20 protein-coding genes and 1 riboswitch are annotated in these 22,537 nt (G+C 72.8%); of the genes, 16 read left to right on the top strand and 4 right to left on the bottom strand.

Annotated features, from left to right (window positions below; genetic code table 11):
* The first annotated feature begins 23 nt into the window (after nt 1-23).
* Nucleotides 24-746, top strand: coding sequence for a lysophospholipid acyltransferase family protein (locus tag ACIOWN_RS21465; RefSeq protein WP_362352706.1), 723 nt, complete (start codon nt 24-26; stop codon nt 744-746).
* Between the two features lie 75 nt (nt 747-821).
* Here ACIOWN_RS21465 and ACIOWN_RS21460 read toward each other — a convergent pair whose 3' ends face one another.
* Complete coding sequence (locus ACIOWN_RS21460; RefSeq protein ID WP_401983117.1) at nt 822-2,411, bottom strand: alpha/beta hydrolase; 1,590 nt, start codon at nt 2,409-2,411, stop codon at nt 822-824.
* An 866-nt stretch (nt 2,412-3,277) separates the two neighbouring features.
* Nucleotides 3,278-3,491: riboswitch (cyclic di-AMP (ydaO/yuaA leader) on the top strand.
* A 3-nt stretch (nt 3,492-3,494) separates the two neighbouring features.
* Between ACIOWN_RS21460 and ACIOWN_RS21455 the strand changes: the two genes are divergently transcribed.
* The gene (locus tag ACIOWN_RS21455) at nt 3,495-3,968 is read left to right on the top strand and encodes a C40 family peptidase (RefSeq protein WP_362352700.1); all 474 of its coding nucleotides are present in this window, start codon (nt 3,495-3,497) and stop codon (nt 3,966-3,968) included.
* A gap of 53 nt (nt 3,969-4,021) precedes the next feature.
* On the opposite strand, the gene ACIOWN_RS21450 is transcribed toward ACIOWN_RS21455, so the two are convergent.
* A complete protein-coding gene (locus ACIOWN_RS21450) occupies nt 4,022-4,477 on the bottom strand; it encodes an ATP-binding protein (RefSeq protein ID WP_362352697.1) in 456 nt (151 codons plus the stop codon).
* A gap of 227 nt (nt 4,478-4,704) precedes the next feature.
* On the opposite strand from ACIOWN_RS21450, the gene ACIOWN_RS21445 reads away from it, so the two are divergent.
* Complete coding sequence (locus tag ACIOWN_RS21445; RefSeq protein ID WP_362352694.1) at nt 4,705-5,589, top strand: helix-turn-helix transcriptional regulator; 885 nt, start codon at nt 4,705-4,707, stop codon at nt 5,587-5,589.
* Nucleotides 5,590-5,598: 9 nt separating this feature from the next.
* Nucleotides 5,599-5,829 (top strand): DUF397 domain-containing protein, encoded by a 231-nt coding sequence (locus ACIOWN_RS21440; RefSeq protein ID WP_100567310.1) that lies wholly within the window; start codon nt 5,599-5,601, stop codon nt 5,827-5,829.
* A 53-nt stretch (nt 5,830-5,882) separates the two neighbouring features.
* Here the strand turns inward: ACIOWN_RS21440 and ACIOWN_RS21435 are convergent, their stop codons facing one another.
* Entirely contained in the window at nt 5,883-7,010 is a 1,128-nt protein-coding gene (locus ACIOWN_RS21435; protein WP_362352691.1) for an 8-amino-7-oxononanoate synthase, read from the bottom strand.
* 148 nt (nt 7,011-7,158) lie between these two features.
* On the opposite strand from ACIOWN_RS21435, the gene bioB reads away from it, so the two are divergent.
* The 11 genes from bioB to mug all read left to right on the top strand — a co-directional run bounded on the left by bioB (nt 7,159) and on the right by mug (nt 20,323).
* Entirely contained in the window at nt 7,159-8,403 is a 1,245-nt protein-coding gene (gene bioB, locus ACIOWN_RS21430; RefSeq protein WP_362352688.1) for a biotin synthase BioB, read from the top strand.
* Nucleotides 8,396-9,694 (top strand): adenosylmethionine--8-amino-7-oxononanoate transaminase, encoded by a 1,299-nt coding sequence (locus ACIOWN_RS21425; protein ID WP_401983116.1) that lies wholly within the window; start codon nt 8,396-8,398, stop codon nt 9,692-9,694. The genes bioB and ACIOWN_RS21425 overlap by 8 nt, the downstream gene beginning before the upstream one ends.
* Before the next feature lies 1 nt (nt 9,695).
* Complete coding sequence (bioD, locus tag ACIOWN_RS21420; RefSeq protein ID WP_401983115.1) at nt 9,696-10,436, top strand: dethiobiotin synthase; 741 nt, start codon at nt 9,696-9,698, stop codon at nt 10,434-10,436.
* Between the two features lie 368 nt (nt 10,437-10,804).
* Nucleotides 10,805-11,671, top strand: a complete 867-nt coding sequence (locus tag ACIOWN_RS21415) for an ABC transporter ATP-binding protein (RefSeq protein ID WP_362352680.1) — start codon at nt 10,805-10,807, stop codon at nt 11,669-11,671.
* 4 nt (nt 11,672-11,675) lie between these two features.
* Nucleotides 11,676-14,243 carry an ABC transporter permease gene (locus tag ACIOWN_RS21410; RefSeq protein ID WP_401983114.1) on the top strand — a complete coding sequence of 856 codons (2,568 nt, stop codon included), beginning with the start codon at nt 11,676-11,678 and terminating at the stop codon, nt 14,241-14,243.
* 75 nt (nt 14,244-14,318) lie between these two features.
* Entirely contained in the window at nt 14,319-14,744 is a 426-nt protein-coding gene (locus ACIOWN_RS21405) for a GNAT family N-acetyltransferase (protein ID WP_362352675.1), read from the top strand.
* Nucleotides 14,745-14,893: 149 nt separating this feature from the next.
* Complete coding sequence (locus tag ACIOWN_RS21400) at nt 14,894-16,378, top strand: hemolysin family protein (RefSeq protein ID WP_362352672.1); 1,485 nt, start codon at nt 14,894-14,896, stop codon at nt 16,376-16,378.
* On the top strand, nt 16,375-17,403 hold the full coding sequence (locus tag ACIOWN_RS21395) for a hemolysin family protein (RefSeq protein WP_362352670.1): 1,029 nt from the start codon (nt 16,375-16,377) through the stop codon (nt 17,401-17,403). Before ACIOWN_RS21400 ends, ACIOWN_RS21395 begins: the two co-directional genes overlap by 4 nt.
* A gap of 60 nt (nt 17,404-17,463) precedes the next feature.
* Entirely contained in the window at nt 17,464-18,276 is an 813-nt protein-coding gene (locus ACIOWN_RS21390; RefSeq protein WP_401983113.1) for an SGNH/GDSL hydrolase family protein, read from the top strand.
* A gap of 59 nt (nt 18,277-18,335) precedes the next feature.
* The gene (purB, locus tag ACIOWN_RS21385) at nt 18,336-19,778 is read left to right on the top strand and encodes an adenylosuccinate lyase (RefSeq protein WP_401983112.1); all 1,443 of its coding nucleotides are present in this window, start codon (nt 18,336-18,338) and stop codon (nt 19,776-19,778) included.
* Between the two features lie 44 nt (nt 19,779-19,822).
* Nucleotides 19,823-20,323 carry a G/U mismatch-specific DNA glycosylase gene (gene mug / locus ACIOWN_RS21380; protein ID WP_362352662.1) on the top strand — a complete coding sequence of 167 codons (501 nt, stop codon included), beginning with the start codon at nt 19,823-19,825 and terminating at the stop codon, nt 20,321-20,323.
* 22 nt (nt 20,324-20,345) lie between these two features.
* Here mug and ACIOWN_RS21375 read toward each other — a convergent pair whose 3' ends face one another.
* Complete coding sequence (locus tag ACIOWN_RS21375) at nt 20,346-20,789, bottom strand: hypothetical protein (protein ID WP_401983111.1); 444 nt, start codon at nt 20,787-20,789, stop codon at nt 20,346-20,348.
* 170 nt (nt 20,790-20,959) lie between these two features.
* Between ACIOWN_RS21375 and ACIOWN_RS21370 the strand changes: the two genes are divergently transcribed.
* Nucleotides 20,960-22,123 (top strand): ROK family transcriptional regulator, encoded by a 1,164-nt coding sequence (locus tag ACIOWN_RS21370; protein ID WP_362352656.1) that lies wholly within the window; start codon nt 20,960-20,962, stop codon nt 22,121-22,123.
* Nucleotides 22,124-22,537: the final 414 nt, after the last annotated feature.

Raw genomic sequence — 22,537 nt, 5'->3', positions numbered from 1 at the left:
CTGGTCGGAGTGAGGGGCAAGCCGTGTTCTACTACCTGCTCAAATACGTTCTGCTGGGACCACTGCTCAGACTGGTCTTCCGGCCCCGTATCGAAGGGCTGGAGCACGTGCCGGCCTCGGGAGCGGCCATCGTCGCGGGCAACCACCTCTCCTTCTCGGACCACTTCGTAATGCCCGCGATCCTCAAACGGCGGATCACCTTCCTGGCGAAGGCCGAGTACTTCACGGGTCCCGGCATCAAGGGCCGCCTCACCGCGGCCTTCTTCCGCAGCGCGGGCCAGATCCCGGTCGACCGGTCCGGCAAGGAGGCCGGGCAGGCCGCGATCCGGGAGGGGCTCGGGGTGCTGCGCAAGGGCGAGTTGCTCGGCATCTATCCGGAGGGCACCCGGTCGCACGACGGCCGCCTGTACAAGGGCAAGGTCGGCGTCGCGGTCATGGCGCTCAGGGCAGGCGTGCCGGTCGTGCCGTGCGCGATGATCGGCACGTTCGAGGCCCAGCCGCCCGGGAAGACCGTCCCGCGCCCGCACCCGATCGTGATCCGCTTCGGCGAGCCGCTCGACTTCTCCCGCTACGCGGGCATGGAGAACGAGAAGGCGATCCTGCGCGCCGCCACCGACGAGATCATGTACGCCATCCTGACGCTGTCCGAGCAGGAGTACGTCGACCAGTACGCGGCCGTGGCCAAGGCGGAGCAGTCCGAGGCGAAGGGCGACAGGCGCAGGTTCCCGCGGGCACCGCTCGGTTGACGCCGCCGGGCACGCCAGACGCGAGAGAGGGGCGGCCGGGCATCCCGGCCGCCCCTCGTCACCCGAGGCCGATCACTACGCCTTGGGCGTGGCGTGCGGCGCGCAGGTCACGTCCGCCGAGTCGGTCTTCCCGGTGAGCAGGTAGGTGTCCACCCGGTCGTTGATGCACGGGTTGGCCAGGCCGGTGACTCCGTGGGAGCCCGCGTCCTTCTCGGTGATCAGACGGGAGCCCTTGAACCGCTTGTGCAGCTCGACGGCGCCCGCGTACGGCGTGGCGGCGTCCCGGGTGGACTGCACGATGAGCACCTCGGGCAGACCCTTGCCGGTCTTGACGTCCACCGGGTTCTGCTGCTTGACCGGCCACGTGGCGCACGGCAGGTTCATCCACGCGTTGGCCCACGTCATGAACGGAGCGGTCTTGTGGAGCCGCGTGTTGTCCCGGTCCCAGGTCTTCCAGTTGGTGGGCCACTTGGCGTCGGTGCACTCCACCGCGGTGTAGACGGCGTTGCCGTTCTCCGAGGAGATGTTGCCCGCGATGTCGGACATGTCCGGGGCGGCGGCGTCGACCAGCGCCTGGGTGTCACCCGCGACGTACTTGCTGAACACCTTCGCCACCGGCGCCCACGACGAGTCGTAGTACGGCGCGCTCTGGAAGAAGGAGATCAGCTCGTTCGGGCCGACGACCCCGCCGATGGGGCTCTTCTTGGCGGTGGCGCGCAGCTTCAGCCACTGCTGCTGGACGGCGTCGCGGGTGGCGCCCAGGTGGTAGGTGGCGTCGTTCGCGGCGACCCAGTCCTGCCAGTCCTTCCAGCGGCCCTCGAAGGCGACGTCCTGGTTCAGGTTGGCCTGGTACCAGACGTTCTCGCGGGCCGGGTTGACGACGCTGTCGACGACCATCCGGCGCACATGGCCCGGGAACATCGTGCCGTAGACGGCGCCGAGGTAGGTGCCGTAGGAGACGCCGAGGAAGTTGAGCTTCTGCTCGCCGAGCGCGGCGCGGATGACGTCCAGGTCGCGGACGGTGTTCGGCGTGGTCATCTGCTGGAGCATGGCGCGGCCGGTGCGCTGGAGGCAGCCCTGCGCGTACTCGCGGGCCAGCTTGCGCTGGATGCTCTTGTCGGCCTCGGAGTCCGGCACCGGGTCCAGCTTGGAGCCCTCGGCGAACTTCTGCGGGTCCGCGCAGGAGATGGGCGCCGAGTGGCCGACACCGCGCGGGTCGAAGCCGACGAAGTCGTAGGCCTTCGCCACGTTGGCCCAGATGGCGTTCTTGTTGGTGACCCGGGTCGGGAAGCGCAGGCCCGAGCCGCCGGGGCCGCCCGGGTTGTAGAGGAGGGCGCCCTGGCGCTCCTCCTTGGTGCCGGTGTTGCCGATGCGGTCGACGGCCAGCTTGATCTGCTTGCCGTAGGGGTCGGCGTAGTCGATCGGCACCGAGACGTAACCGCACTGGATGGGCTTGGCCAGCCCCCAGTCGGCGGGGCAGTCCTGCCAGTCGATGCCGGCCTTCGCGGCACGCTCCGCGGCGATCGCCGCGCCGCGGGTCTCGCGGTCCTGTCCCTGGCCGTTGTTCGCGCCGGCCGCGGGCGTCGCCACCGCGCCGGCTATCAGGGTCGCCGTGACCAGCGCACCGGCCGAACCGAGCGCCAGCACCCGGTTCCTGGGTCTCATGTCCCTCAAGGGGGACCTCCCCGTACGTCGTTGCGAATTCGGTACGGGGATCTTTGCGGCTGCGAGGTCCCTGAGAACAGGGGTCGTTGACCTTCTTTGCCAATCCGATAAGCGGCGCGGCGTGTCCCGCTGAGCGGAACCACGAGGGTCTCGGCGGCGCCCGGAGGGCCGGCGGCGGTCGGCATGGAGGGCCGGGAGGCTCCGGGGTGGTCCGCGCGGCGGGCGGGCCGGGCTGGACCGGCGGCCGGCGCCCGGGGTGCCAGGAGTCATGAAATATGGGCTGGTTGACCAGATCGTCCCGAATTGCCGCTCAACGGGTGCCGCGCCGGACGCGGGACGAGCCGCCGACCCCCGACCCGCGCCGAGGCGGAGCTGATCGGCCGTTCCCCGGAGGCGACCGGCCGGCTGGACCGCGCCGACCCGCGCCGGCCCGGGGGCACCTACCGGAACCCGCGGGCGCCGCGGAGGCAGGACGGCGAGCCGCGCACCATACCCTTCACCACGCCGCCAAACTGCGGAAGTTGACGTCATCCACCACCGGGGGCGCGGCGGGCGCAGGAGGCGGCGCGCCGCGACACGCGGCGCGGAATGTCCCCGAATGACCGACCGCCTTTCGGTGTAGGTTCGGCTCCCTTTCCGGGACCGCCACAGTTGCGCAACACGCCTCCCCGAACGGCGGAACAAGGCGTTCCGGTGCTGGTCCGGGGGTCGTCGGGTGAGTGGGCGTCCGTTCGATCGCGAAGGTGTCCACCCGAACGGGCGCGTGGTGAGTAACAACACAAACACTCGCTTCCATTGGGATTTTCGGACATCCGTGGGTGAAGATCCCTGTCTGACGACAAGCCCCCGCCACAACGGCGGGGCGGTCCGGGCGGACGCCGAGTCCTGCCGCCGCCCGGATGACCGGTCGACAGGAGTGGATCGGCAGGAGTGGAGGACCCAAGCACGACGGGTCGCCGGAACGGTCACACCATGGCCGGCCCGAGCAGCCCTTGGGGTGAAGCCGCGGCAACGCGGCCGGGCAACTTCGCCAGCCCGAATCCGACAGGTCATCCTTCACAGGCGGCTGACGAAGGGTTGCGCATGACCGCGCTCAATCGTGTCCCGTCGCTGATGGCCCGGGCCGGTACGGCCTCGGCCCTGACCCTGGCCGCCGTGGGCGGCTCGATCGTGGTGCCGGGTGTGGCCTCCGAGGCCTCGGCCGCGACGATGGCGTCCCAGGCGCTGAAGATCGCGGCGTCCAAGAAGGGGTCGCCCTACCAGTGGGGCGCCTCGGGGCCGCGGAGGTTCGACTGCTCCGGGCTCACGCTGTACTCGTTCAAGCGGGCGGGCAAGAAGCTGCCCCGCACGGCCGAGCAGCAGTACAACAAGAGCCGGCACATCTCGGCGGGCAGCCGCCGGGCCGGGGACCTGGTGTTCTTCCACTCGGGCTCAAACGTGTACCACGTAGGCATCTACGCCGGCTCGGGCAAGATCTGGCACGCCCCGAAGACCGGGGACGTGGTGAAGCTGCAGAAGATCTGGACGAAGAGCGTCTGGTACGGCCGGGTCAGCTGACCCGGCTGCCGTGCGGGGCGGTGGCGGCGCCGCGGCGTCGTCACCGCACGTTCCTACGGTTCCTGGCCCGTGGCCGTCACGGGTCGGGCGGGAGCCGTCCACGGAAGTTCGATGCAGACCGTCTTGCCGCCCTCCCGGGTCGGCCGCACGGTCAGTCTGCCGCCGCACTCGGCGGTGAGCCACCGGATGATCACCATGCCCCGGCCGTTGTCCTGCTGGACAGCGGCCGGCAGTCGTTTCGGGAACCGGGGGTGGCTGTCGGTGACCCCGATGCACAACCGTTCGTCACGCACGAGGACGAGGTCCACCGTGAAGGTGGGTGACTGCCCCAGAGTGTGCTGTACGGCGTTGGTGGCGAGTTCGGAGACGATGAGCCGCACCGTCTCGGCGGTGTCCGTGGCCGGCGGCAGGCCCCACTCCGCGAGCGTGCCGGCCACATAGGCGCGGGCCGCGCAGACCGAGGCGGGATCGCTCGGCAGAGTGACGGATGCTTCCAGATGGTCTGCCATGGCGACGTCGTCCCTTTCCCACGGGAGCGGAGTCCGACACTGAGCGGATGGTTCGAGTACGGTCCCGCACTGGTGCTTCGCCGTCAGACTGCCATCAGTGCTCCGCTCTCGGTGGCGATCCACCGGGATATGCATATATCTGTCGCTCGATGCGGTGAACTCTGCGACGGAAGACCGTATGTGAGGCGGGTCGCGTGGAGCGTTCAGAGGGAGCGAGGGAGTAACCCATGCAGCACGGTCCCGCGGTGCGCCGCCGGAAACTGGGCGCCGAACTGCGCGCGCTGCGCACCGGCGCGGGCCTCACCAGCGGTGAGGCGGCCCGCCTGGTCGGCTGGCACCAGTCGAAGGTCAGCCGGATCGAAACCGGCACCAGCGGGGTGAAACCGGCCGATGTGCGCTCGCTCCTGGACGCGTACGCGGTCCACGACTCCCAGCTCCGCGAGTTGCTCCTGGTCCTCGCGGGACTGGACGACGGCGACGGCCGGCACCACTGGTGGCACGCCTATCGCGGGGTGCTGCCCCCGACCTACCGGGACTTCATCAGCCTGGAGTCGCAGGCGAGCGGGATGCGCACCCTGGAGACCTCGGTCGTCCCCGGACTGCTGCAGACCCCCGAGTACGCCCGCGCGGTCACCCGGGCCGCCGTGGACGGGCTCGACGAGGACCGGCTGGACGCGCTGGTGGAGGTGCGGCTGGCCCGCCAGGACGTGCTGCGCGCGCGACCGCCGCTGGAGCTGGACGCGGTCCTTGACGAGGCGGTACTGCGCCGCGAGGTGGGCGGTCCGGAGATCATGCGGCGGCAGCTGGAGCGGCTGACGGAGGCGGCCAGGCTGCCCCAGGTACGGCTACAGGTGCTGCCGTTCGCCGCCGGCGCGCACATCGGCATCACCGGGCCTTTCGTAATCTTCTCTTTTTCGAACACCTCTGATCTGAACGTGGTGGTTCTCGACCACCTGACGCGTAGCTTCCATCTCGAGCGGAAAGAAGACCTAGAGGCCTACACGGAGGCCTTCGACACCCTGCGGATCCACGCCCTCTCGCCCGAGGACTCGTTGGACTTCATCGCCGGGATACGCCAGGACCCTGACGGCGCACCACCGCGTACCGCCTAAGGAGGCACCATGTCCGCTCTGCCTCGGCACGTATCTTCCAGCATCGATCTGCACGGCGTGCGCTGGCTGCGCAGCAGCTACAGCACGGGAGCCAACAACTGCGTCGAGACGGCCCGGCCCGCCACGGGACCGTGGTCCGGGCTGCTCGCCGTGCGCGATTCCAAGGCCCCGGCCGGGCCGGCGCTGCTCTTCTCCCCCGCGAGCTGGGCCCGCTTCACGGCCGCGGCACACCGCGTCTGACGCACCGTCCGGTCACATCCGCCCACGGTGACGCGCGGCCGTGTCACGCCGACTCATGGTCGCGTCCCACCGATCACCCGTACAGCGCGTTCGATCTGCGCCCCGGAGAGGTCCGCGCGGGCGGTCAGCCTCAGCCGAGAGATGCCGTCGGGCACGGAGGGAGGACGGAAGCAGCCCACGGCGAGGCCGGCCGCCCGGCAGTCGGCCGCCCAACGCACGGCCTGCTCCGGGGACGGCGCGCGCACCGAGACCACCGCGGCGTCCGGACGCACCGCTTCCAGACCCGCGGCGGTCAGGCGCGCGTGGAGTTCGGCCGCCACCGCTCGCGCGCGTGCCGCCCGCTCCGGTTCGCGGCGCAGCAGTCGCAGCGCCGCCAGGGCGGCTCCCGCGGCGGCGGGGGCGAGTCCGGTGTCGAAGATGAACGTCCTGGCCGCGTTGACGAGGTGGTCGATCACCCGCGCGGGCCCGAGGACGACTCCGCCCTGGCTGCCGAGCGACTTCGACAGCGTGGCCGTGACGACCACGTCGTCGGCGCCCGCCAGTCCGGCCGCGTGCGCGGCGCCGCGGCCGCCGGCGCCGAGGACGCCCAGCCCGTGGGCGTCGTCGGCGAGGAGTCCCGCGCCGCGCTCCCGGCACACCGCGGCGAACTCCGCCAGCGGGGCCGCGTCGCCGTCGACCGAGAACACCGTGTCCGAGACGAGCACGGCCGGGCCCTCGTGCGTGCCGAGCGCCTTGCGCACGGCGTCCGGGTCGGCGTGCGCGACGACCTGTGTCGTGCCCCGGGCCAGCCGGCAGCCGTCGATGAGCGAGGCGTGGTTGCCCGCGTCGGAGACGACGAGTGAGCCGTGCGGCGCCAGCGCGGTGACCGCGGCCAGGTTCGCGGCGTATCCGGAGGAGAAGACCAGCGCCGCCTCGAAGCCGCAGAAACCGGACAGTTCACGCTCGAGTTCGGCGTGCAGTTCGGTGGTGCCGGTGACGAGCCGGGAGCCGGTCGAGCCGCCGCCCCAGGTGCGTGCCGCGGCCGCGGCCCCCTCGGTCACCTCCGGGTGGCGGGCGAGCCCCAGGTAGTCGTTGCCCGCGAGGTCCAGCAGCGGAGAGTCGGCGGGGCGGGGCCGCAGGGTCCGTACGAGTCCGGCCCGGCGGCGTGCGTCCGCCTGCTCCTCGATCCAGCCGAACGCCATGGGTCCTCCGGGGCATGTGTAGGCAGTGCACAGACCCTAGCGGCAAGGCCTGCCGCCCCTCATGTGGCCATACCCACATGCCGATGTGCCCGTCGTTGTGCGGAGTCTCCTTGGCCGCGGACCGGGCCGTAGGACAGGATCAGCTCTCATGAACCTGCTGAACACGCTGGTGGACAAGGGGCTTCGGCGCGAGTCGCCGACCCGCGAGGAAGCTCTGGCCGTGCTGGCCACCTCGGACGACGACCTGCTGGATGTGGTGGCCGCGGCCGGGAAGGTGCGCCGCCACTGGTTCGGCCGGCGGGTGAAACTCAACTATCTCGTCAACCTCAAGTCGGGTCTGTGCCCCGAGGACTGCTCCTACTGCTCGCAGCGGCTCGGTTCGAAGGCCGACATCCTCAAGTACACCTGGCTCAAGCCCGACCAGGCCTCCGAGGCCGCCGCGGCCGGGCTCGCGGGCGGCGCCAAGCGGGTCTGCCTGGTGGCCAGCGGGCGCGGTCCGACCGACCGTGACGTGGACCGGGTCTCCGACACCATCAAGGCGATCAAGGAGCAGAACGAGGGCGTCGAGGTGTGCGCCTGCCTCGGTCTGCTCTCCGACGGCCAGGCCGAGCGGCTGCGCGAGGCCGGGGCCGACGCCTACAACCACAACCTCAACACCTCCGAGGCGACGTACGGCGGCATCACCACCACCCACACCTACGCCGACCGGGTGGACACGGTGCACAAGGCGCACGCGGCCGGGCTGTCCGCCTGCTCGGGGCTCATCGCGGGGATGGGCGAGAGCGACGAGGACCTGGTCGACGTGGTCTTCTCGCTGCGCGAGCTGGACCCGGACTCCGTTCCGGTGAACTTCCTGATCCCGTTCGAGGGCACGCCGCTCGCCAAGGAGTGGAACCTGACCCCGCAGCGCTGCCTGCGCATCCTGGCGATGGTCCGGTTCGTCTGCCCGGACGTGGAGGTGCGGATCGCGGGCGGCCGCGAGGTGCACCTGCGCACCATGCAGCCCCTCGCGCTGCACCTGGCCAACTCGATCTTCCTCGGCGACTACCTGACCAGCGAGGGCCAGGCGGGCAAGGCCGACCTGGAGATGATCGCGGACGCCGGGTTCGAGGTGGAGGGCGCCGACCAGGTGACGCTGCCAGAGCACCGGGCGACGGCCGGGGGCGCGTGCGGGTCGCACGACGGCGCCGGGTGCGGGTCCCACGAAGGTCCGGGCTGCGGATCGCACGAGGAGCCGGGGTGCGGGTCGCACCAGGGTGGCGGGGTCTGCGGCTCCGCCGAGGCACCGGAATCGGCGCCGGTACCGGCGCCCGCGGCCGGCAACGAGCCGCGTACCGACCTGGTCGCCGTACGCCGCCGGGGCGCCGGAACGGACCTCGCGCCCAATGCCTGAGCCGCACGACACGCCCGGCCCGGACGTGCCCGAGCTGCTGGAGCTCGACCGGCGGCACGTGTGGCACCCGTACGGACCCATGCCCGGCCGCCAGGAACCGCTCGTCGTGGAGTCGGCGAGCGGGGTCCGGCTGAGACTCGCGGACGGCTCGGGCGAACTGGTCGACGGCATGTCCTCGTGGTGGGCGGCGATCCACGGCTACAACCATCCGGTACTGAACGAGGCCGCCCGGGGGCAGCTGGAGCGGATGAGCCACGTGATGTTCGGCGGGCTCACGCACCAGCCCGCCGTCCGGCTGGCGAAGCTCCTCGTCGACATGTCACCGGAGGGACTCGAGCACGTGTTCCTCGCCGACTCCGGTTCGGTGTCGGTCGAGGTCGCGGTCAAGATGTGCCTGCAGTACTGGCGCTCGCTCGGCCGCCCGGGCAAGCGGCGGCTGCTGACCTGGCGGGGCGGTTACCACGGGGACACCTGGCAGCCGATGTCCGTGTGCGACCCCGAGGGCGGGATGCACGAGCTGTGGACCGGTGTGCTGCCCCGTCAGGTCTTCGCGGACGCGCCGCCGGCCGAGTACGAGGAGGCGTACGCGGGCCATCTGCGCGAGATGGTCGAACGGCACGCCGGTGAACTGGCCGCCGTGATCGTCGAACCGGTGGTGCAGGGCGCGGGCGGGATGCGCTTCCACTCGCCCGCCTATCTGCGGGTGCTGCGCGAGGTGTGCGACGCGCACGACGTGCTCATGGTGTTCGACGAGATCGCGACCGGGTTCGGGCGCACCGGCGCCCTGTTCGCGGCGGAGCACGCCGCCGTGACGCCGGACGTGATGTGCGTGGGCAAGGCGCTGACCGGCGGCTATCTGACGATGGCGGCGACGCTGTGCACCGCGCGGGTGGCCGAGGGGATCTCGCGCGGCGAGGTGCCGGTGCTCGCGCACGGCCCGACCTTCATGGCCAACCCGCTGGCGGCGGCAGTGGCCTGCGCGTCGATCGAACTGCTGCTCGGCCAGGACTGGCGCGCGGAGGTCAAGCGGATCGAGGCGGGGCTGCGGGACGGACTCGCTCCGGCGGCGGAGCTGCCGGGTGTGCGGGACGTACGTGTCATGGGCGCCATCGGAGTGGTCCAGCTCGACCACGCGGTGGACATGGCGGCGGCCACGCGGGCGGCCGTGCGCGAGGGCGTGTGGCTGCGGCCGTTCCGCGACCTGGTGTACACGATGCCGCCGTACGTCACCGGCGACGTGGACGTGGCACGGATCGCGCGCGCGGTGTGCGCGGCGGCGAGGGAGGGCTGAGATGCCGGTACTGGTGATCACGGGCACGGGCACGGAGGTCGGCAAGACGGTGGCGACGGCCGCCGTCGCCGCCGCGGCCGTCGCGGCCGGGCGGTCGGTGGCCGTGCTGAAGCCGGCGCAGACCGGTGTGGGGCCGGACGAGCGCGGGGACGCCGACGAGGCCGCCCGGCTGGCCGGTGACGTCACGGCGCGTGAACTCGCGCGCTATCCGGAGCCGTTGGCGCCCGCGACGGCGGCCCTGCGGGCCGGGCTGGCGCCGGTGCGCCCGCACGAGGTGGCCGAGGCCGCCGCCAAGCTGGCCACCGAGCACGACCTGGTGCTGGTGGAAGGCGCGGGCGGACTGCTCGTCCGCTTCGACGCGGACGGCGGCACCCTGGCGGACGCGGCGAGTCTGCTGGGCGCTCCGGTGCTGGTCGTGGCCACGGCGGGTCTGGGCACGCTGAACACGACGGAGCTGACGGCCCGTGAACTGCGCACCCGCGGTCTGGACCTGCTCGGCGTAGTGATCGGCAGCTGGCCCGCCGAGCCCGACCTCGCCTGCCGCTGCAACGTCACCGACCTCCCCGAAACCGCCGGCGCCCCCCTGCTGGGCGCCCTCCCCGAAGCGGCCGGCGCCCTGCCCCCGCCCGCCTTCCGCTCCCTGGCCCCCACCTGGCTGGCCCCCCGGCTCGACGGCACGTGGAACGCGTCGGCCTTCACCGGCCGCGAGGCACCCGCACCGTTCACAGGCGGCGGCGCCTGACGGGGACGCCCGGCATCGCGGGAGTGTGGGGCAGGGCGTGCGGTGGGCGTGCGCTGGGCACACTCACCGTGGGTTTGTCATGGTCGGGGCCGCGTGCTGGGCACGGCCTGGCGTCCGCTCTCCACGGGCCCCGGCGGGCGGCCGATCACCTGATCAGCCGATCGGACGACTAGGCGTGCCACTCTCCGTGCACACTCAGGCACAGGGCGCTGCGCGCACGCCTCCTTGCACGGTTACCGGGGTCCTGAGAGCGACGCGCGGCCCACTGACGCATACCGGCTGTGGGCCGGGTCACATTACGCTCGGCTGGGGACGAAGCTGTCACGAGCCAGGACGTAACGGGTCGAAGGACCCCCGAGGAGGCCCCCGTGTCCATACCTGCTGCGCCGTCGGGCCGGGCGTCGGCCGACGGGATCGCGGCCCGCGCCCGCGGGCTGACCAAGGCGTACGGATCGGGCGAGACCGCCGTGCTCGCGCTGGACTCGGTGGACGTCGACATCGCACGCCGGCGTTTCACCACGGTGATGGGCCCCTCCGGCTCCGGGAAGTCCACGCTGATGCACTGCCTGGCCGGACTGGACACCGTCACGGCCGGCCAGGTCTGGGTCGGGGACACCGAGATCACCGGGCTGAAGGACCGCGAACTGACCCGGCTGCGCCGGGACCGCATCGGCTTCATGTTCCAGTCGTTCAACCTCATCCCCACCCTGAACGCGCTGGAGAACATCACGCTGCCGATGGACATCGCGGGCCGCGGGCCCGACGAGAAGTGGCTGGACGAGGTCATCGACACGCTGGGGCTGCGCAACCGGCTGGGGCACCGTCCGTCCCAGCTGTCCGGCGGCCAGCAGCAGCGCGTGGCCTGCGCGCGGGCCCTGGCCTCCCGTCCGGAGCTGATCTTCGCCGACGAACCGACCGGCAATCTCGACTCGCGGGCCGGTCTCGAGGTGCTCGGCTTCCTGCGCGACGCCGTCGACAGCCTCGGGCAGACCGTCGTCATGGTGACCCACGACCCGAACGCCGCCGCCCACTCCGACCTGGTGCTGTACCTGGCGGACGGCCGGATCGTGGACGCGATGGAGCATCCGACCGCGGAGGCCGTACTGGAGCGCATGCGCCTGTTCGCCGGAGCGGTCGTCCCCGCCGCCCCCGGCCTCACCCCCGGCCTCGCTGCCGGCCTCGACGCGGTCCACGGCCGGCTCGGCGGGGACGGCGTCGCCGTCGAGGAGGCCTGATCCGGTGCTCAAAGCGACCCTGCGCAGCTTCCTGGACCACAGGGGGCGGCTGCTGCTCTCGGCCCTGGCCGTCATCCTGTCCGTGGCCTTCGTCACGGGCAGCCTGATCTTCTCCGACACCGTCGCCCGCACCTTCAACCAGCTTTTCGCCTCGACCGCCGCCGATGTGACGGTGGCGCCCAAGCAGGAGCTGACGTCCGCACTGCCCACCGGCGTCGTGCAGACCGTGCCGGCGTCCCTCGCCCAGCGGGTGGCCCGGGTCGACGGCGTGGCGGCGACGCACGTGGACGTGGCCGTCCGGAACGCGATGGTCGTCGACAGCCGCAACGAAGCGGTCGGCCCGACCACCGGCGCCCCGACCGTCGTCTCCAACTGGCAGGTCACCGACCGCAGCCCGGTGCGGCTGACCTCCGGACACGCCCCGCACGGCGACGGCGAGGCCTTGCTGGACGCCGACACAGCCCGGCACGACGGCGTACGAATCGGCGACATGCTCGCGGTCCAGGCGCAGCCCGGCTCGTTCCGCGTCCGGGTCGTCGGCATCGCCACGTTCACGACCACCAACCCGGGCGCGGCCAGGCTCTTCCTGGACACACCCACGGCCCAGGCCAGGCTGCTCGGCTCGACCGCCCGTGCGACGAGCATCTCGGTCGACGCGGCCAAGGGCGTCACCGACGCGCAGCTCAAGCAACGCGTCGCCCAGGCCGTCGGCAACGGCGGCTACGACCTGCGGACCGCCGGTGAGCAGGCCAAGTCGGCCGCCGCCCGGCTCGGCGGATTCGTCAAGATCATCAAGTACGTCATGGTCGGGTTCGCCGGGATCGCGGTCCTCGTCGGCATCTTCCTGATCGTCAACACCTTCTCCATGCTGATCGCCCAGCGCACCCGCGAGCTGGGTCTGCTGCGCGCCCTGGGCGCCGACCGGCGGCAGGTGCGGCGCTCGGTGCTGGCCGAGGCGGTGCTGCTCGGCGTGGTCGGCTCCACGGTGGGACTCGCGGTCGGGATCGGCCTGGCGGCCGGGCTGATCCAGCTGATGAGCGCGTTCGACATGAATCTGACGACCTCGGCGATGGTCGTCAGGTGGAGCACGCCCGTCGCCGCGTACGGCGTCGGCATCGGCGTCACCTTCCTGGCGGCCTACCTCCCGGCCCGCCGCGCCGCGGCCGTCTCGCCCATGGCGGCCCTGGCGGACACCGAGGTGGCCGGCGTGGGCCGACCGCTGCGGGTACGCGCGCTCGCGGGCGCGGGCGTGGGCGCGGTCGGCGCGGCGGCGCTCGCGGGCTGCGCCGCCGCGCACCGGACCGCGACCGCCGCCTCCCTGCTGGGCGTGGGCATCGTCCTCACCCTGGTCGCCGCCGTCGCCGCCGGGCCGCTGCTGGTGCGCCCGCTGATCCGGGTGCTGGGCGGGGCCTTCCCGGCCCTGTTCGGGTCCATCGGGCGGATGAGCCAGCGCAACGCGCTGCGCAACCCGCGCCGCACCGGCGCCACCGCGGCCGCCCTGATGGTGGGCCTGGCCCTGGTCGGCGGGCTCTCCGTGGCCAGTGCCTCCATGACCAACTCCCTGGACCGGCAGATCGACAGGGTGCTGGGCGCCGACTACGTGGTGCAGAACCGCAACTTCCTGCCGTTCTCCGCGGAGGTCACGCACACGGTGAGCGAGACCCTGGGCGCCGGCACCGTCGTACGGCAGCGCCTCGCGGCGGTCGCCCTGCGGCTGCCGGACGGCAAGCGCGTCGCGACCACCGCCTCCGGGTACGACCCGCGGCTCGACTCGGTCGCCCACATCAAGTACGTCCGCGGTGACACGGCGGCGGCGCTCGCCGACGGGCACATCGCCATGGACGCGCGCTTCGCCGGTAAGCACGGGGTGCGGGCCGGGACCGTGCTGCCCGTCGAGTTCCAGGGCGGACGGCAGGCCCGGCTGACCGTGGCGGCGCTCACCAACCAGGACGCGGCCGAGGGATTCGGCATCGAGGGCGGCGTGTACTTCGGCATGGGGACCCTGGAGAGGTACGTGCCGAACACCCCGGACGCCGCCTTGTACGTGAACGCCGCGCCCGGCACCGGCGCCGGGCAGTTGCGCGCCCACCTGGAGAAGGCCCTCGTGCCGTACCCCAATGTGCAGGTGCGCGACCAGGCGGACTACAAGAAGCTCGTCCACGACCAGATCGCGGTCCTGCTGTACCTCGTCTACGCGCTGCTCGGCCTCGCGATCGTCATCGCGGTCCTGGGCGTGGTCAACACCCTCGCCCTGTCGGTGGTGGAGCGCACCCGGGAGATCGGTCTGCTGAGGGCCATCGGGCTGTCCCGCCGCCAGTTGCGGCGGATGATCCGGCTGGAGTCGGTGGTGATCGCCGTCTTCGGCGCGGTCCTGGGGCTGTCCCTGGGCCTGGTGTGGGGCCTGTGCACCCAGCGGGTGCTGGCACTTCAGGGCATGAGGACGCTGGCCATCCCCTGGAACACGATCGTGGCGGTGGTGGTCGGCGCGGCGCTCGTGGGCGTCGTGGCGGCCCTGCTGCCCGCGCTGCGCGCCTCCCGGATGAACGTGCTGGCGGCGATCGCGCACGAATGACCCGGTCGCGGCGGGCGCGGCGTCCGGATGCTGGAATTGCGCCCGGCGCGCGGTCGTGCGTGGTGTCATCGCCGCATGAGCGATCTGCACATACGCGCGGCCACCGCCGACGACCTCGACGCCGTACTGGCCTTCTGGACGACGGCCGCGGAGGGCACGAGCATCAGCGACGACCGGGACGGCGTGGCCCGCCTGATCGCCCGCGACCCGGAGTCCCTGCTGCTGGCGGAACGCGACGGCGAACTGGCCGGCACGGTCATCGCGGGCTTCGACGGCTGGCGCTGCCATCTGTACCGGCTGGCCGTGCACCCGGACCGGCGGCGCCAGGGCATCGGCTCCGCCCTGCTGGCGGCCGCCGAGGAACGGTTCGTGCGACTCGGCGGGCGGCGCGGGGACGCCATGGTGCTCACCCGCAACGAGAACGCGCACCACGCCTGGCGTGCGGCGGGCTACGCGCCGGAGGAGCGCTGGCGTCGCTGGGTGAAGCCCCTGGTGGACTGAACACGACCCCCCTTTGCCTTTCCTTTACCATTGTGGGACACCCGTTCCCGCATGAAAGGTTGTGAGCGTCCGCCCATGGGCGAGCCTCCCCGAGCGCGACACAGCGCGCCAGCCCCTCCCCTGCCCGACCATGGGACGGGGGTGACCCGATGACCGAAGTGCTCCTGTTGCTGGTGGCGGTGCTGCTCAGTCTCGCCTGCGGCGCCTTCGTCGCGGCCGAGTTCTCGCTGACGACCGTCGAGCGCGGCGCCCTGGAGCGGGCCGCCGAGCGCGGTGAGCGGGGCGCCGCCGGCGCGCTGAAGGCCGTACGGAACCTGACCTTCCAGCTCTCCGGGGCACAGCTCGGCATCACCGTCACCAATCTGGTGGTCGGCATGCTCGCCGAGCCGTCGATCGCCAAGCTGATCGCGGGACCGATCCAGGAACTCGGTCTCTCCCGGTCCGCAGCGACCTCGGTCGCGCTGGCCCTCGGCACGGCTCTGTCCACGGTGTTCCTGATGGTCGTCGGCGAGCTGGTGCCCAAGAACTGGGCGATCTCCTCGCCGCTCGTGGTGGCCCGGCGGGTCGGCAGCCCGCAGCGCTGGTTCAGCGCCGCCTTCCGCCCCTTCATCACCCACCTGAACAACACGGCGAACCGCGTGGTGCGCCGGCTCGGCATGGAGCCCGCCGAGGAGCTCGCCTCCGCGCGCGGCCCCCAGGAGCTCGCCGCCCTGGCCCGGCACTCCGCCAAGGAGGGCGCCCTGGAGGCGGACACCGCCGAGCTGTTCGTACGCACGCTCAACCTGGCGGACCTGACCGCGGAGAACGTGATGACCCCGCGGGTCCAGGTCGTGGCCCTCGACGCCCGGGCGACCTGCGAGGACGTGGCGAACGCGACCCGGGCGACCGGGCTGTCCCGGTTCCCCGTCCACCAGGGCGGCCTCGACTCGGTCGTGGGCACCGCCCACATCAAGGACGTGCTGGCGATACCGGCCGAGCGCCGCACCCGCACACGCGTCTCGGAGATCATGCGCGAGCCGCTCCTGGTCCCCGAGTCGCTGACCGTCGACCGGCTCCTTGACCGGCTGTCCGGCAAGCGCACGATGGCGGTCGTCATCGACGAGTACGGCGGCACCGCGGGCGTGGCGACGCTGGAGGACATCGTCGAGGAGGTGGTCGGCGAGGTGCGCGACGAGCACGACCCGCACGAGACGCCCGACATCGCGCCCGCCGGTGCCGACGAGGAGGGCCGCGCCCTGTACTCGGCGGACGGCTCCGCGCGGGTGGACCAGCTCGCGCGGGTCGGGCTGCGGGTGCCGGAGGGGCCGTACGAGACGCTGGCCGGTCTGATCGCCGCCGAACTCGGCCGGATCCCCGAGACCGGCGACATCCTCCAGACCGCCGGCTGGCGACTGGACGTCGTGGACTCGAGCGGCCACCGCGCAGCGCGCGTACTCCTGCACGCGCCACTGGACGACGAACGGGGGGCGCAGGGCGAGGAGAGCGGGCACGGCGGGGACCACCAGGACCGCGTATACCGCGACGAGGCCGAGGAGCGCGGGGGAGGCACGCGCGGCAGGCACGGTGACGGATCCGCTCCGCAGGACGGACGGCCGTGTGGTGGCGCGCAGGACGAGGGGAGGGCCGGGCGATGACCGGCGTGCAGATTCTGATCGGGCTGGCGTCCCTGGTCGTCAACGCCTTCTTCGTGGGCGGCGAGTTCGCGCTGATCTCGGTGCGCCGCAGCCAGATCGAGCCGTACGCCGAGGCGGGCGACCGGCGCGCCCGGAGCGTGCTGTGGGGACTGCAGCACGTGTCCGCGCTGCTGGCCGCGGCGCAGCTCGGCATCACCCTGTGCACCCTGGTCCTCGGCGTGGTCGCCGAGCCGGCGATCGCACACCTGCTGGAGCCGGCGTTCCACGCCATGGGTGTGCCACCGGGCGCGGGCCACGCGGTGTCGTTCGTGATCGCGCTGGCCCTGGCGACGTACCTGCACATGCTGCTCGGCGAGATGGTGCCGAAGAACGTCGTGCTCGCGGAGCCGGTGCGCAGCGCGCTGCTGCTCGGACCGCCGCTGGTCGCGCTGTCCCAGGCCCTGCGCCCGGTGATCTTCACGGTGAACACGTTCGCGAACAGCCTGCTCAAGCTGTTGCGGGTGGAGGCCAAGAGCGAGGTCTCGTCGACCTTCACGGACGCGGAGCTGGCCCAGATCGTCAAGGACGCCAGCGCGGCCGGCCTCATCGACGACCGCGCGCAGGAGCGGCTGCACGACGCGCTGGAGCTCGGCAGCCGGCCCGTGCGTGACGTGGTGCTCCCGCTGGAGCGGGTCGTCCACGCGTCGGTGGGAGTCACCCCGGAGCAGTTGGAGCGGCTGGCGGCCGAGTCCGGCTTCTCGCGCTTCCCCGTGGTCGACGAGGAGCGCCACATCGTCGGCTACCTGCATGTGAAGGACGCCCTGGACGCCTCGCCGCGGGAGGAGCCGTTCCGGCCGCGGGACATGCGGCCCATCGCCCGGGTCCGCGAGGGCACGCCGCTGGACGACGTGCTCACCGCGATGCGCGGCAGCCGTACGCACCTGGCGGCGGTCCTGGGGGCCGACGACCGGCTCGCGGGCCTGGTGACCATGGAGGACGTGCTACGGGAGCTGTTCGGACCGGCGGGGGTGACCGGGACGGCCTGACGCGATACCTACCGACCGCTTGGTACGCCACCGGGCCGCCCGGATACGATCGCTCACGCCATGCACACGAATCCCACGTACACGAGCCTGGTCGCGGTCGGCGACTCCTTCACCGAGGGCATGTCGGACCGGCTGCCCGACGGTTCGTACCGAGGCTGGGCGGACCTCCTCGCGGCGCGGATGGCCGCCCGCGCGCCCGGCTTCCGGTACGCCAACCTCGCCGTGCGCGGCAAGCTCATCGGGCAGATCGTCGACGAGCAGGTGGAGGCGGCGGCGGCCATGCGCGCCGACGTGGTGACGCTGGTGGGCGGCCTCAACGACACCCTGCGGCCCAAGTGCGACATGGGCAGGGTCACGGGGCTGCTCACGGAGGCCGTGGAACGGCTGGCGCCGTCGTGCGAGCGGCTGGTGCTGATGCGCAGCCCCGGCCGGCGGGGTCCCGTCCTGGAACGCTTCCGGCCACGTATGGAGGAGTTGTTCGCCTGCGTCGACGAGCTCGCCGCACGGCACGGCGCGCTCGTCGTCGACCTGTACGGGGCGCCGTCGCTCGCCGACCCCCGGCTGTGGGACGTGGACCGGCTGCACCTGACCCCCGAGGGCCACCGCCGGGTCGCCGAGGCGGTGTGGCAGACGCTCGGTCACGAGCCCGAGGACACCGAGTGGCGTACGCCCTTGGCGGCGACCGCGCGTCCGGGCTGGCTCAACCGCCGGGTCGAGGACGCCCGCTTCGCCCGGCAGCATCTGCTGCCGTGGATGGGGCGGCGCCTGACCGGCCGTTCCTCCGGGGACGGCCGCCCCGCGAAACGGCCCGAACTGCTGCCCTGCGAGGACCTGGCGCAGCCCGCGACGGCGGCCGACGCGGAGCTCTCGTAGCTTCCCACGAACACCCCCGCGGCGCTGGCCTGCACGAATCGCCAGTAGAATCCGTCTACGTGACTTCAGCGCCCGCCAAGCCCCGCATCCCGAACGTCCTCGCCGGACGTTACGCCTCCGCCGAGCTCGCCACGCTCTGGTCGCCCGAGCAGAAGGTCAGGCTGGAACGGCAGCTCTGGCTCGCCGTGCTGCGCGCCCAGAAGGACCTCGGCATCGAGGTGCCGGACGAGGCGATCGCCGACTACGAGCGGGTCCTCGACCAGGTCGACCTGGCCTCGATCGCGGAGCGCGAGAAGGTCACCCGACACGACGTGAAGGCGCGGATCGAGGAGTTCAACGACCTCGCCGAGCACGAGCACGTGCACAAGGGCATGACCTCTCGCGACCTGACGGAAAACGTCGAGCAGTTGCAGATCCGGCTCTCGCTGGAGCTGATGCGGGACCGCGCGGTGGCCGTCCTCGCCCGGCTGGGCAGGCTAGCCGCCGAGTACGGCGAGCTGGTCATGGCCGGCCGCTCGCACAACGTCGCCGCGCAGGCCACCACCCTCGGCAAGCGTTTCGCGACCGCGGCGGACGAGCTGCTGGTGGCCCACGGGCGGGTCGAGGAGCTGCTGGGCCGCTACCCGCTGCGCGGCGTCAAGGGCCCGGTGGGCACGGCCCAGGACATGCTGGACCTGCTCGGCGGCGACGCGTCGAAGCTCGCGGAGCTGGAGCGGCGCGTCGCCGGGCACCTCGGCTTCTCGCGGGCGTTCACCTCGGTCGGCCAGGTCTACCCGCGCTCGCTGGACTACGAGGTCGTCACCGCGCTGGTGCAGCTCGCGGCGGCGCCCTCCTCACTGGCGAAGACGATCCGGCTGATGGCCGGGCACGAGCTGGTCACCGAGGGCTTCAAGCCGGGCCAGGTCGGCTCCTCCGCGATGCCGCACAAGATGAACACCCGCTCCTGCGAGCGCGTCAACGGCCTGATGGTGATCCTGCGCGGCTACGCCTCGATGACCGGCGAGCTGGCGGGCGACCAGTGGAACGAGGGCGACGTGTCCTGCTCGGTGGTGCGCCGGGTCGCGCTGCCGGACGCGTTCTTCGCGCTGGACGGGCTGCTGGAGACGTTCCTGACGGTGCTCGACGAGTTCGGTGCCTTCCCCGCGGTGATCGCCCGCGAGCTGGACCGCTACCTGCCGTTCCTGGCCACCACCAAGGTGCTGATGGGCGCCGTGCGGGCCGGGGTCGGCCGCGAGGTCGCCCATGAGGCGATCAAGGAGAACGCCGTCGCGACCGCGCTCGCCATGCGCGAGCGGGGCGCCGAGCGCAACGACCTGCTCGACAAGCTGGCCGCCGACGACCGCCTCCCGCTCGACCGCGCCCGGCTGGACTCTCTGATGGCCGACAAGCTGTCCTTCACCGGTGCGGCGGCCGACCAGGTCGGCGCGGTCGTGGGCCGGATCGAGGAGATCGTGAAGCAGCACCCGGCGGCCGCGGCCTACGCGCCGGGGGCGATCCTCTGACCCGTTTCACCCCGGCGGAGCTCGAGGCCGCCCGCGACCGTCCGGTGCCGGATGTCGTCGCGGACGGCCTGCGGGTGCTGTTCTGCGGCATCAACCCCGGTCTGATGACGGCCGCGACCGGCCACCACTTCGCCCGGCCCGGCAACCGGTTCTGGCCGGTGCTGCACCGGTCGGGGTTCACCCCGAGGCTGCTGCGGCCCGCGGAGCAGGGCGAACTGCTGTCGTACGGGCTGGGCATCACGAACGTCGTGGAGCGGCCGACGGCCCGGGCGCAGGAGCTGACACCCCGGGAGTACCGCGAGGGCGGGCGGCTGCTGGCGCTGAAGGTGGCGCGGCTGCGGCCGAGGTGGCTGGCGGTGGTGGGCGTCACCGCGTACCGGGCGGCGTTCGACGACCGAACGGCCCAAGTGGGGCCGCAGGAAAGGATGCTCGACGACACGCGGGTGTGGGTGCTGCCCAACCCGAGCGGGCTGAACGCGCATTGGACGGCCGAGACGATGGCCGAGGAGTTCGCACGGCTGAGGGTCGCCGCGGAGGCGTCGTAGCGGAGGGGTCGTAGCGGACGGGTTACGGCGGGTCCACGTCGGTGACGACCGCGAGCAGCTGGAACGGCAGCTCCTGGTCCCACTGGGAGACCCCGAGCGCTATCCACGGGCCGCTCTCCCGCGCCCTCCACAGCTGAACGTCCGGCACGTGCCCGCTGAGCGATGCCCACGGCTCGGGCACGTCCTCACCCGCCAGGGTGCGTTCGAGCACGCTGTACAGGCTGAACACCTGCGGCGGGCCCCAGCGTCCGGTGAGCCGCTCCCCCAGTCCGTCCCGGTCGAGTTCGAACTGCTCCGCCGCCGCCTCCCGCCGGCCGCCGTCGTCCTCCCAGAAGCCGTCGCTCGTCTCCAACTCGGCCATCCGGTAACCGGGTCCGGCCGTGCCGAGGTCCGGCCTGGTGCGCTGGGCGGGATACTCCCCGCGGCGCAGCCGGTCGATGACGGCGAGAGCCTTCGCGATGTCCATGTGCTCCAGTAAAGCGACCCCCACTGACAACTGGCGGAGCGTCAGCGGCCGCACCCCCCGGGCGGGCGGCGCTCAGCCGGGCGCGGGCTCGTGCCGTGCCCGGCGCTCGCCGCCCCGGCCCGTGCCGAGTACGATCCGCCCAACACGCGCACGAGCTGGGAGGACGGACGGTGGGGCGGCTGACCGGCGGGGACCCCTCGCTGCTGCGAAGGATCAACTCCGCGGTGGTGCTGCACGCGCTGCGTGCCACGGACTGCGCGACGCTCACGGAGATCACCCGGGTGACGGGGCTGTCCCGGCCGACGGTCGAGGGAGTCGTGGAGGGCCTGATCGAGGCGGGACTCGTCGTCGAGACTGCGGCCGAGGAGGGCGCCGCACGACGCCAGGGACGGCCCGCGCGCCGGTTCCGGTTCCGGGCCGAGGCCGGGCACCTGCTGGGCCTGGAGATCGGCGCGCACCGGGTCGCCGCGCTGCTGGCCGATCTGGACGGCCGCGTGGTGGCCTCCCAGGCCAAGGACGTGGAGGAGACCGCCGGGGCGGACGAGCGGCTGGAGCGGCTGCGCGGCGCGGTCGCCGAACTGCTGCGCAGGGCCGGTGTCCCGCGCAGTTCGCTGCGGGCCGTCGGGGTCGGCACGCCCGGGATCGTCGAGGCGGACGGCACGGTACGGCTGGGCACGGCGCTGCCCGGGTGGACCGGCCTGCACCTGGGTGAACGGCTGAGCCGTTCGTTCAAGTGCCCGGTGCTGGTCGAGAACGACGCGAACGCCGCGGCGGTGGCCGAGCACTGGAAGGGCGCCGCCACCGAGTGCGACGACATGGTCTTCGTGCTGGCGGGCCTGAGCCCGGGCGCCGGTGCGCTGATCGGCGGGCGGCTGCACCGCGGGTTCGGCGGGGCCGCCGGTGAGATCGGCGCGCTGCACCTGCTGGGCCGGGAGGCGACCCCCGAGACGCTGCTGTCGACGACGGACCAGCCGCTGCATCCGCTGGACGAGCGGGCGGTGGCCGAGGTCTTCGCGCTGGCCCGCCGGGGTGACCGGCGGGCCGGCGCGGCCGTCGAGCGGTTCATCCAGCGACTCGTCCACGACGTGGCGGCGCTGGCACTGGCCCTGGACCCGGAACTCGTCGTCATCGGCGGCTGGGCGGCCGGGCTGGACGGCGTCCTCGATCCGCTGCGGCGCGAACTGGACCGCTACTGCCTGCGGCCGCCCGAGGTGACCCTGTCGATGCTCGGCGAGGCAGCCGTGGCGACGGGCGCGCTCCGCCTGGCCCTCGACCACGTCGAGGAGCAGTTGTTCGCGGTCGAGGGCACCGCGACGGCCCGCCGGGCACGGTGAGGGGCCGGCGTGAGGATCGGCCCCTCCCGCTGCGACCGACCGATCGCGGTGAGCGCCACCGGTCCTGGTGACAGCCGACCGCTCCGGCGGAAGGCCGCCCGTCCCGGCCACGAGCCGCCCCGCGGGCGGCCGGGGAGTCCGGCCCTCCCGGTGAGGGGTCGCCTGTCCCGGCGCCGAGCCGCCCTGGGGGCCGGGAGCGCCGCTTCCCGTGACGACCGACCGGCCCCGGTGAGGTTCGCCGGTCCCAGTGACGGCCGCCGGTCCCGGCGACGAACCAGCCGGGGGGGCAGCCGGGGACCGCCCCTCCCGGTGCCGGCCGACCGGTCCCTGTGGGGGCGTCGGTCGCGGTGACGGCCGACCGGTCCAGGGCGGTGACGAACGACCGGTCCCGCTGACGGCCGACCGGCCCCGGTG

This window comes from Streptomyces sp. NPDC087787 (genome assembly GCF_044743035.1).
Lineage (GTDB): Bacteria > Actinomycetota > Actinomycetes > Streptomycetales > Streptomycetaceae > Streptomyces.
Note: the sequence above shows the minus strand (reverse complement) of the source record. Positions and strands in the feature narration are given on the sequence as shown.